This is a genomic window from Bacteroidetes bacterium GWF2_43_63, assembly GCA_001769275.1.
GTDB lineage: Bacteria > Bacteroidota > Bacteroidia > Bacteroidales > DTU049 > GWF2-43-63.
The window spans coordinates 22457-37717 of sequence record MEOQ01000039.1 but is presented as its reverse complement, the minus strand read 5'-3'; the positions used below and the strand labels follow the sequence as shown (position 1 = coordinate 37717).

At 42.2% G+C, this 15261-nt stretch carries 12 protein-coding genes and 1 tRNA gene; 3 read left to right on the top strand and 10 right to left on the bottom strand.

Annotated features, from left to right (window positions below; all coding sequences use genetic code 11):
- Nucleotides 1-55: 55 nt before the first annotated feature.
- The 7 genes from A2W93_07080 to A2W93_07050 all read right to left on the bottom strand — a co-directional run bounded on the left by A2W93_07080 (nucleotide 56) and on the right by A2W93_07050 (nucleotide 8521).
- Nucleotides 56-1585, bottom strand: a complete 1530-nt coding sequence (locus tag A2W93_07080) for a glutamate--tRNA ligase (GenBank protein ID OFY53773.1) — start codon at nucleotides 1583-1585, stop codon at nucleotides 56-58.
- 86 nt (nucleotides 1586-1671) lie between these two features.
- A complete protein-coding gene (locus tag A2W93_07075) occupies nucleotides 1672-2649 on the bottom strand; it encodes a hypothetical protein (protein ID OFY53772.1) in 978 nt (325 codons plus the stop codon).
- 7 nt (nucleotides 2650-2656) lie between these two features.
- Nucleotides 2657-3604, bottom strand: a complete 948-nt coding sequence (locus tag A2W93_07070) for an epimerase (GenBank protein OFY53771.1) — start codon at nucleotides 3602-3604, stop codon at nucleotides 2657-2659.
- Nucleotides 3604-4467: a glucose-1-phosphate thymidylyltransferase gene (locus tag A2W93_07065; GenBank protein OFY53770.1), complete on the bottom strand. Its 864-nt coding sequence runs from the start codon at nucleotides 4465-4467 to the stop codon at nucleotides 3604-3606. Before A2W93_07065 ends, A2W93_07070 begins: the two co-directional genes overlap by 1 nt.
- A 13-nt stretch (nucleotides 4468-4480) precedes the next feature.
- A complete protein-coding gene (locus tag A2W93_07060) occupies nucleotides 4481-6865 on the bottom strand; it encodes a hypothetical protein (GenBank protein ID OFY53769.1) in 2385 nt (794 codons plus the stop codon).
- A gap of 280 nt (nucleotides 6866-7145) precedes the next feature.
- Nucleotides 7146-8249: a hypothetical protein gene (locus A2W93_07055; protein OFY53768.1), complete on the bottom strand. Its 1104-nt coding sequence runs from the start codon at nucleotides 8247-8249 to the stop codon at nucleotides 7146-7148.
- On the bottom strand, nucleotides 8246-8521 hold the full coding sequence (locus A2W93_07050; GenBank protein OFY53767.1) for a hypothetical protein: 276 nt from the start codon (nucleotides 8519-8521) through the stop codon (nucleotides 8246-8248). Before A2W93_07050 ends, A2W93_07055 begins: the two co-directional genes overlap by 4 nt.
- Nucleotides 8522-8567: 46 nt before the next feature.
- On the opposite strand from A2W93_07050, the gene A2W93_07045 reads away from it, so the two are divergent.
- Entirely contained in the window at nucleotides 8568-9377 is an 810-nt protein-coding gene (locus A2W93_07045) for a hypothetical protein (protein OFY53766.1), read from the top strand.
- Between the two features lie 67 nt (nucleotides 9378-9444).
- On the opposite strand, the gene A2W93_07040 is transcribed toward A2W93_07045, so the two are convergent.
- Nucleotides 9445-9521 (bottom strand) — tRNA-His (locus A2W93_07040).
- A gap of 99 nt (nucleotides 9522-9620) precedes the next feature.
- Nucleotides 9621-10079, bottom strand: coding sequence for a hypothetical protein (locus A2W93_07035; protein OFY53790.1), 459 nt, complete (start codon nucleotides 10077-10079; stop codon nucleotides 9621-9623).
- A 50-nt stretch (nucleotides 10080-10129) separates the two neighbouring features.
- Here A2W93_07035 and A2W93_07030 point away from each other — a divergent pair, with 50 nt between their 5' ends.
- On the top strand, nucleotides 10130-10675 hold the full coding sequence (locus tag A2W93_07030; protein ID OFY53765.1) for a hypothetical protein: 546 nt from the start codon (nucleotides 10130-10132) through the stop codon (nucleotides 10673-10675).
- Here the strand turns inward: A2W93_07030 and A2W93_07025 are convergent.
- Nucleotides 10648-12570 (bottom strand): hypothetical protein, encoded by a 1923-nt coding sequence (locus A2W93_07025; GenBank protein OFY53764.1) that lies wholly within the window; start codon nucleotides 12568-12570, stop codon nucleotides 10648-10650. The two genes, A2W93_07030 and A2W93_07025, sit on opposite strands and share 28 nt — an antisense overlap.
- A gap of 513 nt (nucleotides 12571-13083) precedes the next feature.
- Between A2W93_07025 and A2W93_07020 the strand changes: the two genes are divergently transcribed.
- Nucleotides 13084-15171, top strand: coding sequence for a serine protein kinase (locus tag A2W93_07020; GenBank protein ID OFY53763.1), 2088 nt, complete (start codon nucleotides 13084-13086; stop codon nucleotides 15169-15171).
- Nucleotides 15172-15261 lie beyond the last annotated feature (90 nt).

Genomic DNA, 15261 nt, shown 5'->3' with positions numbered 1-15261 from the left:
AATACTGTTTCAATTCCTGATAATGGTCGGTTGTTTCAAATATCTCCAGAAGAGATTATTTCAGAAAACCAATCATATTCCTGATTCGGGAAAGTGTTTCGATTTTACCCAAATGAAACAGAATATCAGCCAGATGCGGACCCGAACTGGCGCCAACCATGGCTATGCGGAGTATATTGTAAATCTTGCCGGCAGGCAGTGAACCTTCTTTTACAAAGGAAGCAATGGTTGAATCGATCGATTCATTTGTCCAGTCAGCCGTTTCAAACAATTGCGATAATTCGCTCAGCCAACGTCCGGAATCCCGGCTGCTGTGTTTTTTTAAATCTGCTTCGTTGTATGATTTGGGTGCCTCGAAGAAAAAGCGACCTGCCTCGGGCAGATCTTTTATAAAATCAACTCTTTCGCGGAGCAGCCCGACCATAATCTGCAATGTAGCACTATCAGGGACAAGCAGATTTTGTTGTTTCAGCAATGATTCAAACTCTTTGGCAGTATCTTCGACATTGGCTTTCATAAGATACTGATGGTTAAACCATCGCGCTTTGACCGGGTCAAACTTAGCTCCACTTTTGCTAACATGTTCGAGTGAGAAGGCCTGACTCATTTCATCCATACCCATAATTTCGCGCTCATCGCCTGGGTTCCAGCCCAACAAGGCCAGCATATTTATGAATGCTTCGGGAAAATAGCCGCTTTCGCGATAACCGGAGCTTTTTTCATTGGTTTTTGGATCGGTCCATTGCATTGGGAAAACGGGGAACCCCAGACGGTCACCGTCGCGCTTGCTTAGTTTTCCGTTGCCATCGGGTTTCAGCAATAGTGGAAGGTGCGCGAATTGTGGCCGTTCCCAACCGAGAAAGCGATATAATAATACGTGGAGCGGTGCCGATGGCAGCCATTCCTCGCCACGAACAACATGTGTGATTTCCATCAAGTGGTCGTCAACAATATTCGCCAGATGATAGGTAGGCATGCCGTCGCTTTTGAAAAGAACTTTGTCATCAATATTTTCGCTTTTTACTGAAACATGTCCACGAATGAGATCATCAAATTCAATCACGGTATTTTCGGGCACTTTTAGACGAATGGTAAATGCTGCGCCACTGTCAAGAAGGTTTTTCACTTCGCCTTCAGGCATGGTGAGCGAGTTACGCATACTATTTCGTGTCCGGCAATCGTACTGAAAAGTTTCTTTTTTCGATTCGCATTCTTTGCGAATATTGTCAAGATCTTCAGCAGAATCAAAAGCATAATAGGCATTACCGCTGTCAATCAGCTGCATGGCATACTGATGATAAATGGGTTTGCGGTCGCTCTGCCGGTATGGTCCAAATGGGCCGCCTACATGAGGGCCTTCGTCAAAGTGAATGCCGCTCCAGGTAAGGCTTTCAATGATGTATTTTTCAGCGCCTTCTACAAAGCGGGTCTGATCAGTATCTTCGATGCGGAGGATGAGTTTGCCCTCATTTTTTTTAGCAAAAAAGCAGTTGTAAAGAGCTGTCCTGACACCGCCGATGTGAAGCGGACCTGTGGGACTGGGAGCAAAACGTACACGTACCATAAAATCAATTTTGGAGTGCAAAGGTAAAGAATATTGAACAAGGAATTGTGAAGTTGGAATGAATCGGATCAGGACCGAAAAACAATAAATACATTTACATTGAAAAATCAGAAATCGCGGACCAGCATGGATTCAGCAAATTCCTGAAGAACAGCTTTCTGTTCCGGCTTTAGCCCGGTCTTTGCCAGTGCTTCCATGGCCAGATCATGGTGTTTTTGCATGGTTGATTTGCAGTCAGCAATGACATCGTTTTTAATGAAAGCTTCTTTTACTTTAATGATTTTTTCAACCTCATCCATTGTTTTATCATTGTAGAGCAGCTGGAAAGCTATACGTTCGCTGCCTGACAGCTTTTCCATTGCATTTACATAGAGAAAGGTTTTTTTGCAATCAAGAATATCGCCTCCAATACGTTTTCCGAATGTTTTTTCATTCCCGAAAGTGTCCAGCAGATCATCCTGCAACTGGAATACCATGCCGGTGTGTTCGCCGAACTGATAAATGGCTTCGCATTGTTCATTAGTGGCGTTTCCAAGTATGGCTCCTATTTTCAGACAAGCACCCATCAGTACAGCCGTTTTAAGGAAAATCATCTGCATATACTCATCCATGGTGACTTCAGGCATGATTTCGAAATTCATATCCAGTTGCTGCCCTTCGCATACTTCCATGGCCGTTTTGGTAAACACTTTCAAAACAGCTGGTAATTTATCTTCGCGTGTGAGTGTGACAAATTCATAGGCCTTTGTGAACATAGTATCGCCCGAAAGAATTCCGATGTTGGATCCGTACTTGTTGAACACAGTAGGTCTTCCGCGGCGGATGGGCGCATTATCCATTATATCATCGTGCACCAGCGTGAAGTTGTGAAATGTTTCGATAGCGATGGCCGGATTCATAGCCTCCTCCATATTATTTCCGTAGAAATCGCAAACCATGATTGTCAATACGGGGCGCAACCTTTTGCCACCAGCTTTTAATGCATATTCAATTGGTTCATACAGCTCATGCGGAAATTTTACAAAATTGATACTGTTGAATCGTTCTGTAAAGATTTTCTGATAATACTGTATCGTTTTTTTCATATAGGCTTCAGATTATAAAACGAGTATCGTTCAAAATGTTTTTAATTCCCTCTTCGAGCGGAAGCAAAGGTCTGTTGAGCAGTTTGTGCATTTTGCTGATATCTGGCAAACGTCGGCGCATATCACCTTCCTTTAATGGAGGCATATATTTTAATTCAGACGAAGACCCTGCAACGCGGATGATCAGGGTTGCAACATCATCGATGAATGTTTCATTGTCGTTACCGATATTGTAAACATCGCTGTGCATGGCCGGATTCTGAAGAACCTGATTGAAGCAGTTTACGGTAGCATCAACATTGTCGTCAATATAACAAAACGTGCGTGTTTGTTTTCCGTCGCCGTAAATCGTAAGCGGCTTGTTTTTCAATGCAAGATTTATAAACCGGCTGATTACAAAATCCTTACTTTGCTTGGGTCCGTAGGTGTTGAAAAAACGAAAAATGGTGTAGGGGAGCCCGAATTCAGCATGATATGATTTCAGGAATGCCTCTGATGCATTTTTAACAATGGCATAAGGCAACTTGGAGTTCAGCGGAGTAGTGTTTTCGTTTTGTGGAAATTCAACCGGTTCGCCGTAAACTTCGGAGCTTGAGCTGAAAAAGACGCGTTTTACAGTCGAATTTTTACTCAGGTTAAGGATGTTTTCAATGCTCTTCAAATCCTGCAACACACTCACCGGATTTTCAAGGGTTCGCTTTACGCCAACCATGGCAGAGTAGTGAAAAACATAATCGAAGCGAAATGCATGGAAAACTTCTGAAATATCACGATACTCATTTACGTCGGCCTTGATGAATTTGTATCGGTCAATGTGTTTAACCGGTAATTTATCAATGGATCCTGTCGACAGGTCATCAACAATTACCAGAAATACTTCGGGATTTTCAAGTAGTTTTTCAGCAAGACTGCTGCCAATAAAGCCGGCTCCGCCGGTGAGTAAAACTGAAATCATTATTTCTGCAATAAGGATAATAAATATTGACCATAACCACTTTTCAGCAGTGGCTGAGCGACTTTTTCAAGTTGAGCCTTATCGATAAAACCTTCGGTGTAGGCAATTTCTTCGATACAGCCGATTTTCAATCCCTGTCGGCTTTCGATGACCTCTACAAATTGACTGGCCTGCAACAACGAAGAAAATGTTCCGGTATCGAGCCATGCTGTGCCACGACTTAGTACTTCGACACTCAGTTTCCCGTTTTGTAGGTAATGCTTGTTTACGTCAGTAATTTCGTATTCGCCACGAGCGCTGGGGGCCAGATTTCTGGCTACATCCACCACACTGTTATCGTAGAAATACAAGCCAGGTACTGCAAAGTTTGATTTTGGTTTTTCTGGCTTTTCCTCAATGCTTATGGCCTTCATGCTTGAGTCGAATTCCACAACACCGTATCGTTCGGGATCGCTCACGTGATAGGCGAAAACGATTCCCCCATCCGGTTTTTTCATTCGGCGGAGCTTTTCGTGAAGACCCGAAGAATAAAAAATATTATCGCCCAGGATGAGAGAAACATTGTCGGTGCCGATAAATTGCTCTCCGAGAACGAAAGCTTGCGCCAGACCGTTTGGAACCTGTTGCTCGACATAAGTGAAATTACAGCCGAGTCGGGTGCCATCACCAAGCAGATGCTTAAAATGCGGCAGATCGTGCGGCGTTGAAATGATGAGAATATCGCGTATTCCGGCCATCATGAGCACTGACAGCGGATAGTAAATCATCGGTTTATCATAAATGGGCATCAGCTGCTTGCTCATGGCCATGGTGATTGGATAAAGTCGTGTACCGGATCCCCCGGCGAGAATAATGCCTTTCATAAAGTTTTTTTATTTATAAAATTCTGGAGGAATCACCTTCTTCATCATCTTCGTCAACCTCGAAAAGCGGCTTGCTGGCCTCTTTGTTTTTTATGAGTTTGTCCATATACAAAATTAGCGAAGGCAGAATGATCAGATTGCTGAAAAGTGCAACGAGCAAAGTGAAACCGATCAGATATCCAAGGCTTGCTGTGCCACCGAAGCGGGAGAAAACAAAAACACCAAAACCAAGCACAAGCACAATCCCTGAAAATACCATCCCATTGGTTGTTTCGCGCAATGCATGCAGCACACTTTCTTTGATATTCCAATCCGAAATCTTTAGCTGGTGCCTGTATCTGGACAGGAACTGAATGGCGGCATCGACTGCAATTCCAAGCGCAATGCTGTAAATAATGATTGTTGATGGCTTTAAGTCGATATTCAAAAATCCCATAAGGCCGGCGGTAACAAAAAGCGGAATGAGATTGGTCGCCATGGCTATAAACACCATTTTCACATTGCTAAACAGCAGATAAATCAACCCCGCAATGATAACAACAGCCAATGCAAGGCTGCCATAAAGATTAGAGACCAGATAATTACTACCTTTTTCAAACACTACGGCGGAGCCGGTCACAACGGTTTTATACTTCTCAGCCGGGAATATTCTGGACAGCTTGGTTTCAAGGCTATCTTTTATTTGTTTGATTTCAGGCGTATAAACATTTTTCAAGCGCAGGCTGATGCGGGCAACCTGATAGTTGGTGTCGATGAAATTAGTGAGAATGCTGTTGGATTTGCCACCTTTATTGTCGTCAAAATCAGGCAAGTAGCTCAAAATAAACGCCTTTTCATTGTCGTTCGGCAGGCTGTACATATCCGGTTTTCCGTTAAAAAACGACTGTTTTGCAAATTTCACTATTTCAACAACCGACAACGGTTTCGATATGGCCGGAATTTCCTTTAGTTCGTTCTGAAACTGATCTATTTTTCTCAGCGTATTCAGATTCAGAACGCCTTTGTTTTTTCTTGTATCAATGGTCACTTCCAGCGGAAGAACGCCACCCATATTTTCTTCGAAAAACAGCATATCGGTGTACAGTTTATCGCCTTTTGGAATATCATCTACAACGCTGCCTTTGTTTTCAATCTGCGTTACACCATAGGTAGCTGCGCCCAGCAAAATGACCACAACAACAAGTACAACTCTGCGCTGGTACTGAACAGTATTAAGCACAAATCGTGTAATTCCGTTCATCCAGGTAAAGTCCAGGTGTTTTATATGTCTGCCCTTTGGTGGGGGGAACAAACTGTACATGGTTGGGATGAGTATCAATGTGAAAAGAAATTCCAGCAGGATACTCACACAGGCGATGATTCCGAATTCAACCATAATCGGATTGGAGGTGACCATAAACGACCCGAAACCAACAGCTGTTGTAGCATTGGTTAGCAAAGTCGCAAAACCGACGCGTTGAACAACTCTGGAAAGTGATTTTGCCTGATTACCGTGCTGGGCAAATTCGTAGTGATATTTGGTAATCAGATAAATACAATTCTCAATTCCGATAATGATAAGAATTGGAGGTATTACCCCCGAAAGAATTGTTATGTTGAAGCCAAACAAGACCATAGATCCCATGGCCCATATCACACCAATGATGACTACCGTGATTGAAAACACAAGTGCTTTAAACGAACGAAAAAACACAAGCAGAATGATCGATGCCACTATAAGAGCGAGGATAATGAATATTTTGAGTTCCTGCTGTACCAGTTTGGATATCGACGTTCTGATGTATGGCATACCCGAGAAATGCATCTCAATATCATGCTTCAGTCCGAATTCAACAATGGGTGCTTTTATATCTTCAAGCACATTTTCTCTTTCCTTGCTGTTCAGAACTTTCTTGTCGATGTACACCATCATCACGTTAGTACCGTTTTTCTTGCTAAACAGCATCTCGTCGTAGAAGGGCAGGGAATAGGCTTTGGCCAGAATGCTGTCCAGCTCGGCCTGCGATGCAGGATTTTTCTCAAACAGCTTAACTAATTTAAATTTCTTTGCTGCCGTATCTTTTTGAAGATCAAGACAATTGGCAATCGACATCACCTCGCCAACCCCTTTAATGTTCTTCAGATCGTGTGACAGATCGCACCACGCATTGAAAACGTCCAGTTGTTTAAGTTTATCATCTTTTATACCGACAAACAGCACACTTCCATCTTCTTCGAACTGTTTTTTGAAATCCTGATAGATAATGCTGGTGCTGTCCGACAATGGAAGCATCTGAGCATATTCATAGGACATTTCGACTTTTGAAGCCTGATAGGCCATGAATACGGTTAACAGGCCTATAATAGTAAGATTGAGCGCTCTTCTTCTGAGAATGTAACCAACGATTCTGTTCCACATACCTAACTAAATTTCAGACGCCGAAATTACGCACAAAATATGGAATAGACATTATAAATGGGGTGAATTTTCCGTAAAGATTATCAACCTATACCTTGTTGAATTCGACCAGAAGCATTTCCACAACCTGAGTGCCTCGCGGAGCGAGCTCTCTGCGTTGTGAAAATATAAGTAAGTCATTGCACGGAGCTCGCTGTCCGCTACGCATTGAGGTTGGCCTCTATCGCAAAGAAAGAGATTTGGTTTTATTTTGTTGCGAAAATCGATTAATGGGATTACATCAATGCCTGACAAAACGGACTTCCGTGGCACCAATTCCGTACTTCAGAATACTTGCGTCTTCGAATTCCAGATCGGCATAGGTCTTCAAAATATCGGTCAGTTCTTTTTTCAGAAGGCCAACCCCTACACCATGAATGAATACAATCCGAGCTAGTTTTTTTGCGATGGCTGCTTCGAGACACTGGCGGAAAAACGCGATCTGAATTGGCATAATATCGTCTTTTCGCATGGTTTTATGATCGCTGCGCAGCTTTTCAATATGCAAATCAACTTCAGCATTGGATCTGTCAATCATATAGCGGTCTATGACAGAGCTGGTCTTCTTTTCTGAGATTTCAGTATTTGTGGTTGGCGTGCTGTTATACAAAGGTGGATGTGATAAATCATGCACAAAAATCACATGAGCAAGCTCATCGAAAAAAGGATTTTCATCATAGATATCCTCTTTAATGAATTTTGATGTCTTTATTTCGAGGTCAATAAGTTCAGAATCAAATAATTGTCCATTTTTTGAATCGAAGCAATGCAATTGCAAGCGAAGCCGGCTCCAGTTCTTAAGATCGTATTCAGACAAACTTTCGATGATTGTGGCATCTCCTTTTTCCATAAGTCCGGTAGCAATGCTCTCAAATCCTTTGCTGGGATCGGCCTTCAGAATGTGAAAGGCTACCTGCCATTTGCTATAGTTGATAAGGTAAACGTCCATGTTTCCGGAAATCAGAACCTCCTGATTTTCAGGCATGAAAGCAAGATAAACCCCGTTAATTATCGTTTCAGTCCGGCTTTTGCCATGCCTGTTTTTTTTGTCAGCATCCACATCACTACTGACCTGATCTGAGGCTAAATCCTGTTCTTTTGATTTTTGTTCAACAGCGTTTTTTGATTTATTGCTGGCCTGTAATTTAGTGAATTCATCTTTTTTCAAAAAGGGGTTTTTATTGCCTTCCTGAGGTTCAATAACAACCAGATCCGAAGCTTCGACAGGGATTTCAAAACCATCTTCGATGAGAACGGAAACGATGTTGTTTTTTACGGATGTGACTATTCCGCTGCCTTTGGATGAAATAAAGCGAACTTTGTCGCCTGCGTGAAATATTTTCATTGTTGTGGAAAATTGTAATGTTTTCTGACTTTTGTTTTAATGTCCCAGACGCATTCAAGCCCTTTCGGGAAAACCACGAAATCTCCGGGCCCGAAGCTGAATCTCACGTTTCCGGTCTCCACAACGAATTCTCCTTCCAGAATATAGCACTCTTCCATTGAATCGTACGATGCCGGAAACCGGGATGGTTCTTTTTCCCATACTGGCCAGGTGGTTATTTCTCGCTTTTCAGCTTCGTTATAATTGATTTTTTCGCTGTGAATTGTTGACATAACGATTTTGGGACTATTTTTGCGTAAAGTTACGAAATTCAGTTTTATGCTTATTGTTTCTCTGGCATTGGCTCCTGTATTTGCTTTAGGTTTGTTTATCTATCTGAAAGACAAATACTACCGGGAACCTTTAATCTGGCTGCTGATCGCATTTGGTGCCGGTTGTCTGTCAATTGTTCCGGCCATATTCATTGAGCGCATGCTTGAAGAACGAGCCGGTCTTGGAATAAGCCCCAATTTCGGTTCGCTGGCGATAAATGCTTTTCTGGTAGTTGCTTTAACCGAAGAGCTCTGCAAATTTGCCATCCTGAGAATAGTTTTTTACCGGAAGCGTTTCTTTTCAGAGCCCATCAATGGAATTGTTTATGCAGTAATGTTGTCATTGGGATTTGCATTTACTGAATCCTTTATTTACTTGCTGGGTGCCAACAATGTCTATACAACCGCGATTGTGAGATCGCTTACGGCAGTTCCCGCCCATTTTGTTTTTGCAGTGTTCATGGGTTATTTCATGGGGCAGGCAAAATTCACCTACCTTAAGCAGAGAAAATGGCTGGTTCTTCTGGGGCTTGGATTGGCCGTTATTGCACATGGCATCTACGACTTCTTTCTGCTTGCCTGGTGGATGCCGGCGGATTTTATGTATATTTCATTCGGATTCCTTTTTGCTTGTCTGGTATTTGCAGTTTTGTTCATCAACAAGGCTCAGCGCAGATCTCCTTTTGTGAGACGTCATAAATGGCTTCGAAATATCGAAAAAGCAAAAGAGAAAGACTTTCAGGATTATCTGGCCAGTCAGAAGGAATTAATGCGAACCCGGCGCGACAACAAAGACAAACCAATGGATGCAGAATAGCCGGGGCTGCAACAATTGTATAAGGATGGTGGTTTTATAAAAAAAAATCCGCCTTTCGGACGGATTTTAGGGTGAAATATGGGATTCGAACCCACGACCCTCAGAACCACAATCTGATGCTCTAACCGACTGAGCTAATTTCACCATTTTGGGAGTGCAAAGATACGGATTATTTAAAATCAAAAAGCAGCCGGACAAAAAAAATGCAAATCCGGCTGCCTGAAATATGGATTATGTCTCAATTTATTTATGACACTTCTCGTTGGTTATACATTTTTTAAAAAGAACCGCGTCGAGGCTGATTTTTCCAGGGCCCAGAATGAAGGCCACTACCGACATGAAAAGCAAAGTAAGTGTGTATTCCATACCTCCTTCGGCAAGCAGAAACGCATCAGGATGCACGGTGACAATTGCTACAAGCATTGTTGAACCAAGTACAAAAGCACTAAGCCTTGTGAAAAGTCCAAGTAATATGAATACAGCGCCGAAAAACTCGGCGAGGGCAGCAGCATATCCAAGAAAAACAGGGATGTCTAGATTAATATTCATAAATGCAGCGGTGGCTTCAAGACCGCCGCCGCCAAACCATCCGAACATTTTCTGTCCGCCGTGAAACATAAAAACAAGTGCTAGTATAACTCTTGGGAATATTGCGGCGATGTCGTTGCAAAAGAGAGGGGAGGTGCTAAACAGTTTTTTCATAGTCATTTTAATTGAATACCAAAAATACACCCGGGAATTGCTGTTTGCAAATGAACATGCTTAATATCACCTCTGGCATTTTATATTTAGTTGTACTCAATTCAAAAAGAAATAATAATTTTGATACCCTCAATATGAAAGACATGGCAAAAAGAAAAAGATCATTAATACTGGCGGGATTGTGCATTCTGTCTATGGGTGGCGGATTGCTGGGTGTGCTGATTGGAATACTCAGCATCATTGATGTGGAAATGATAAGGATGTTTGCCCGTATTCCGGGATATGCATCCATTTATTCGCTTACTGTTGGTGCTCATTTTCTTTATCCTTATGTAAAGGTCCTTTTGTACGGAGTTTCTTTTGTAGGAGCATTAAAGATATTCCAACTCCGCAAAGCCGGATATTACATGTACACTTCAGCGCAATTAATTTTACTGATAATACCTTATTTGATGTGGAATCAGATTCCAGTGGTAGTATTTTTCACCGATCTACCCGATATGATTTTCACCATTGCATTTATTGGTGCATATTCATTGTATATTTCACAGATGGACTCGGCTGAAAATCAGGAAGCAACCGGCACTGAGAAATAGAAGGTAGTCCCTTCATTGGGAACGCTTTCAAGCCAAATTTCCCCATGGTTCTTCTCAACGAACTCCTTGCAGAGAACAAGTCCAAGTCCACTCCCTTTTTCATTGGCGGTGCCGGTTCTAACGTAAACTTCGCCCAGTGAAAACAGATTTGGAACTTTATCTGGCGCAATTCCAATACCACTGTCTTTTACATGAAAAACGCAGTTTTTGCCGGATTGCTTATATCCCAATTCAATTTTTCCGCCAGCGGGGGTAAACTTAATTGAATTAGATAATAAATTGCGGACGACGGTATTGATCATGTTCTTGTCGGCAAATATTTCGGTTGAATCGTTATCAGCTAAAATACTGATTCTGATTTTTTTAGTTCTGAGTAGCGTTTCGTGAAATTCAGCATTTTCCTCCAGAACGTTGCGGGCGCTGAAGTTCTCAGGAGTGATAATAAGTCGGCCTGTTTGCGATCTTGACCACATCAGAAGGTTTTCAAGCAAATTTCCGGTCCGGTTTACAATTTTTTCAAATTCCTCAATCAAGGCATCGCGCTCATATTGCTCCAGCGTGGCGTAATCGCGTTTCATAATCCGGACAAAACTCACCATACTGGCCAGCGGATTGCGGAGGTCGTGAGAAATGATAGAAAAGAATTTATCTTTGGAACGGTTCGATTCAGCCAGTTCTGACTCACTGCGCTTTAATTGCTTGTTGGTTTTAAGCAGCTGTTTGTTCACCTCGTCAAGCCGTCGGCTGCTTTTTCGGCGTTCTCCCGACTGATATATGAGCAATCCAATAAGTACAATGGCAAAAGAGAGACCTATCAATAAATAATAGCGTATAAATCGGTTGTTTTCAAGTTTAAGCTGGTCTATAATGCTTTGCTGGCGCAGGATCTGATTCTCGCTTTCAAGCTGATTGATCTCGTTTTTACGGTCAACATCTGCCAGATTCTTCAGTTGGTCTGTTCCAAAAATTGAATCATTGAGTGCAATTCTATGGTTGAGTGCCGCATAAGCGCTGGCAAAATTGCCTTTCTTTTCATACAATTGTGCCTGAATGTTATATGCATCAATTAGTTCGCGCTTGGCATTCAGAGCTAAACCGATTTCGATTGCCTTGTTTACATGTTGTAAGGCATTCTCTAATTGGTTCATTTTTAAATAGGTGTTGCCAATATTTATTTCAGAGATCATGATGCTGTGCCTGTCCTGAAGCTGCGTTTTCAGTTCGAGCGACATCGTGTAGAACTCAAGTGCTTTTTTATAATCACCTGCGTTATCGTGCATCAGTCCGATATTACCATAGGCAACCGCAAGCAGGCGGATGTCATTGGCTTCCTTGCCAATATCAATAGCTTTGTTTAGCAGACTTTCAGCTTCATCAGGTCGGTTTGTTTTATTATAAACAATTGAAAGGTTAATATATACGCGCGCCAAACCTTGCTTATTGTTGGCTGAGCTGTGAATTTCAAGGGTTTTATGATAATACTTGAGCGATTGTTCATAATTGCCCATATTATCATAGATGTTCCCAAGATTGTTGTATGCTTGCGCCATTCCATCCAGTGAATTGGCTTTGCGGAAAAGAATCAGCGAATTCGAAGCTTGTTCCAGTGCAACCGGATAATTGGCAATGCGGTTGTTGATAAACGATAAACTAAGGTAACACGACGCCACGCCTTCCATACTTCCCAGGCTCTTATAAGCTTCCATTGCCTGATTTATATATGTGTAGCCCAGCTTATAATCACTGGTTGCGATTTTTAAGTCGGCCAAATGCTTAAGTGATTGCGCTTTGCCTTCGGAATAGTTCAAACTATCGCTTAATTCCAGCGATTTAAGAAAGAATACTTCCGCCGTTTTCATGTCTCTCTGCTGATATTGCTTACCGATCAGCAACATTATGTTTACACGTGCGGTATCTGTTTTTGATTCCAACAGACGCTCAAGACTATCTATCTCAGGTAATTTTGATTGCGAAATACCTGAAATACAAAGCCCTATAGTTATGAAAATGAGTAGTAACTTTTTCACTAAATGAAATTCTGATTCGTGCCGACAAATATAACATTTATATGTCTTTGAAATCCTATTTATGTGTGAAAATTGATTTTTATATTTTTTAAAATTATTTGAGGCGATTGCTTTTTTTAAATCATTGATATTCAGTAAGATGAAAACAGTAATAAAAGTCAGTGGTTAACCGAATGATAACCGTCAGAATTACACAAGAGTAAATTTATTTTCTACTGATTGACAAATTGCCAGGATGTGTCATGTGAAAACTGCCACTAGTTATTATTATTTAATTGATGCTAAAAGATTCAACTTGTTATTAAAATTAGGGTGAGAATGTCGATAATACTGAAAATTGCCATATATTGTGGTCGATTTTAAACGATAAAAACTAGCATTATGGCAAAAAAGACCAGCGCAGAGCAGTTGGATGTGAATCCGGCCTCACTCGATGCTCATATACTGAAAGTTATCTCCGGCGAAAGAGCATTTGAAAATGTTTTTCAATCTGTTTCCAGAATGATTCTGGACGGTCCGGACAAAGTGGAAAAGGTGACCATAAACGGCAAACCAACCTATGATTTCAAACTTTTCCGCGACGGGAAAAAGCATATTGTTGGCATGTATGACGAAATCAACAGCTTTGTTTCATTCGTAAAAGATGCGGCCGAGGGTGGTTCTTCTGCCGAAATGGCTTTTGTACTCATTGGCGAACCTGGTAACGGTAAAACATTTTTCGTCGATTTTCTCAGCACAAAATACCGGGAGTTTATTTCAAATCCGGCCAACCTGCGCTATACCTTTAGATTTAATAATGTCGACCTGACCGGACGATATGGGAAAATCGACCGGATTGAAAGTCAGACCTACGAGGATCCAATGGTGCTGGCAATGAACTTATTTGAGTCGCGCGACGACAATAAAAAGTATCTGTCAAAACTTGGATATTCCGATAGTCAGCTCGAAAAGCTGTTCAGAGCCTATCGTCCGCTTGGAGCTTGTACCTACTTTGTTTACAATCAGTTGAAAGATTATTTTGGCGGCGACATGGCCGAAATCTTGAAACATATTGAAATTGTACCGGTTCCGGTGAGCGAATCGAGAGGAACGCTGACAGGAAAATATGCGGCCAAGGATAAAATCACTTCCAGTTCAGTTGACCTTCTCGGCGATGAAAGCATCAGCCGGTTGCTGCATCTGGCCGATGCCGACAACCCTTATCGCTTCGATTTGCGACGTGGCGCTCTTGCTCGTGTTGCAGGCGGTGGTATTCACTTTGCCGATGAAATTTTTAAAAATAAACGCGACCTTGTTCAGGTTTATCTGGGCGTGATTCAGAACCGCTCCATCGAAATCGAAGGATTCAAATGGCCGCTCGACACCTTGATTGTGGCTACTTCGAACAATGCCGAATTTGCCCGCTTTCAGGAAGAAAAGGAACAGGCACCCATCATCGACCGCTGCAGACTTACGTATATGTCGCACAACACCAATCTGCACCTGCAAAAGTTGCTGACATCTTACTCGTTGGGCGGTGTTGAAAAAACAAACTTTGTAGGAAAAAAACTTCACATCGATCCGAACCTCAATCAGGCCATCTCGACGGCATTTATTCTCACTCGCATGCCTGGTAACGAAAAGCTGAATCCGGTCGAAATGATGAAACTGGCTGCCGGCGAAGTGGCAGGTGAGAAAAGCATGCGCACTTTGGCCGAAGTTGTCAATGAACTCAACTCCGATCCCGACATCACACGCCGCTTTGGACAGAAAGGTCTCGGACATCGTAATCTCGGACGCGCCATTCAGATTCTGCTCGAACAAAGCGACACGCAGGAAGGCGAATGCATGTATGCCTACGACGTTTTCTCGGCCATTGACAAGGTTATTATTGATTATGTGCAGGATCAGAACGACCGCATTAAGTTTATGAATGACGTGAAAATCGCCCGTAAGCTGTATCGCGAAAATGTGATGACAGCCATTTTCAATGCGTATATGAATGAGGCAAATGCCATTGAAAAAGATGTAATGAATTATGTGAACATGATCATCGGCATTGATGCGAAAAATCTCGGTCCCAATAAAATATGGACCTATCAGGATCCGCAGTCGAAAAAACTGATCAGTATTAAGATTGACGAATCGTACATCAACAGTGTCGAAGATCGTCTGGGACTGAAAAGCGAAGAGCAGAAACAGAGCTTCAGAACTACGATTGCAAAAATCTACGGTCAGAAAATGAACACCGATCCGAATTACAATTTCATGGACAACAACGATCTGGTGAAAGCGGTTACCGATGTGCGCCTGAAGAGCGATATTGCCGGCGCCGGAAGCCTTGTTGGCGCGCTGTCGAACCGCAACAACGATGAAAACAATCGCCTGTACAATCGCATGATCGACACCATGATTAATGTGCTGGGCTATTGCCACACATGTGCTGAGAAAACGATTGAATATTTCTGCACGCAGGATGATACAAATTAGAAATACGAATCGATGTGGAAATATGGAGATGTGAAAATGTGCGGCTCACGTAAAACGTTACTCGTTCACCGATGTGAAAATGGGTGAAGA

Coding starts and splice junctions, on each gene's coding strand:
- A2W93_07075 (OFY53772.1), bottom strand. CDS start 2,649: ATGAAAAAAACGATACAGTATTATCAGAAAATCTTTACAGAACGATTC.
- A2W93_07070 (OFY53771.1), bottom strand. CDS start 3,604: ATGATTTCAGTTTTACTCACCGGCGGAGCCGGCTTTATTGGCAGCAGT.
- A2W93_07065 (OFY53770.1), bottom strand. CDS start 4,467: ATGAAAGGCATTATTCTCGCCGGGGGATCCGGTACACGACTTTATCCA.
- A2W93_07060 (OFY53769.1), bottom strand. CDS start 6,865: ATGTGGAACAGAATCGTTGGTTACATTCTCAGAAGAAGAGCGCTCAAT.
- A2W93_07055 (OFY53768.1), bottom strand. CDS start 8,249: ATGAAAATATTTCACGCAGGCGACAAAGTTCGCTTTATTTCATCCAAA.
- A2W93_07050 (OFY53767.1), bottom strand. CDS start 8,521: ATGTCAACAATTCACAGCGAAAAAATCAATTATAACGAAGCTGAAAAG.
- A2W93_07045 (OFY53766.1), top strand. CDS start 8,568: ATGCTTATTGTTTCTCTGGCATTGGCTCCTGTATTTGCTTTAGGTTTG.
- A2W93_07035 (OFY53790.1), bottom strand. CDS start 10,079: ATGAAAAAACTGTTTAGCACCTCCCCTCTCTTTTGCAACGACATCGCC.
- A2W93_07030 (OFY53765.1), top strand. CDS start 10,130: ATGAACATGCTTAATATCACCTCTGGCATTTTATATTTAGTTGTACTC.
- A2W93_07025 (OFY53764.1), bottom strand. CDS start 12,570: ATGTTGCTGATCGGTAAGCAATATCAGCAGAGAGACATGAAAACGGCG.
- A2W93_07020 (OFY53763.1), top strand. CDS start 13,084: ATGGCAAAAAAGACCAGCGCAGAGCAGTTGGATGTGAATCCGGCCTCA.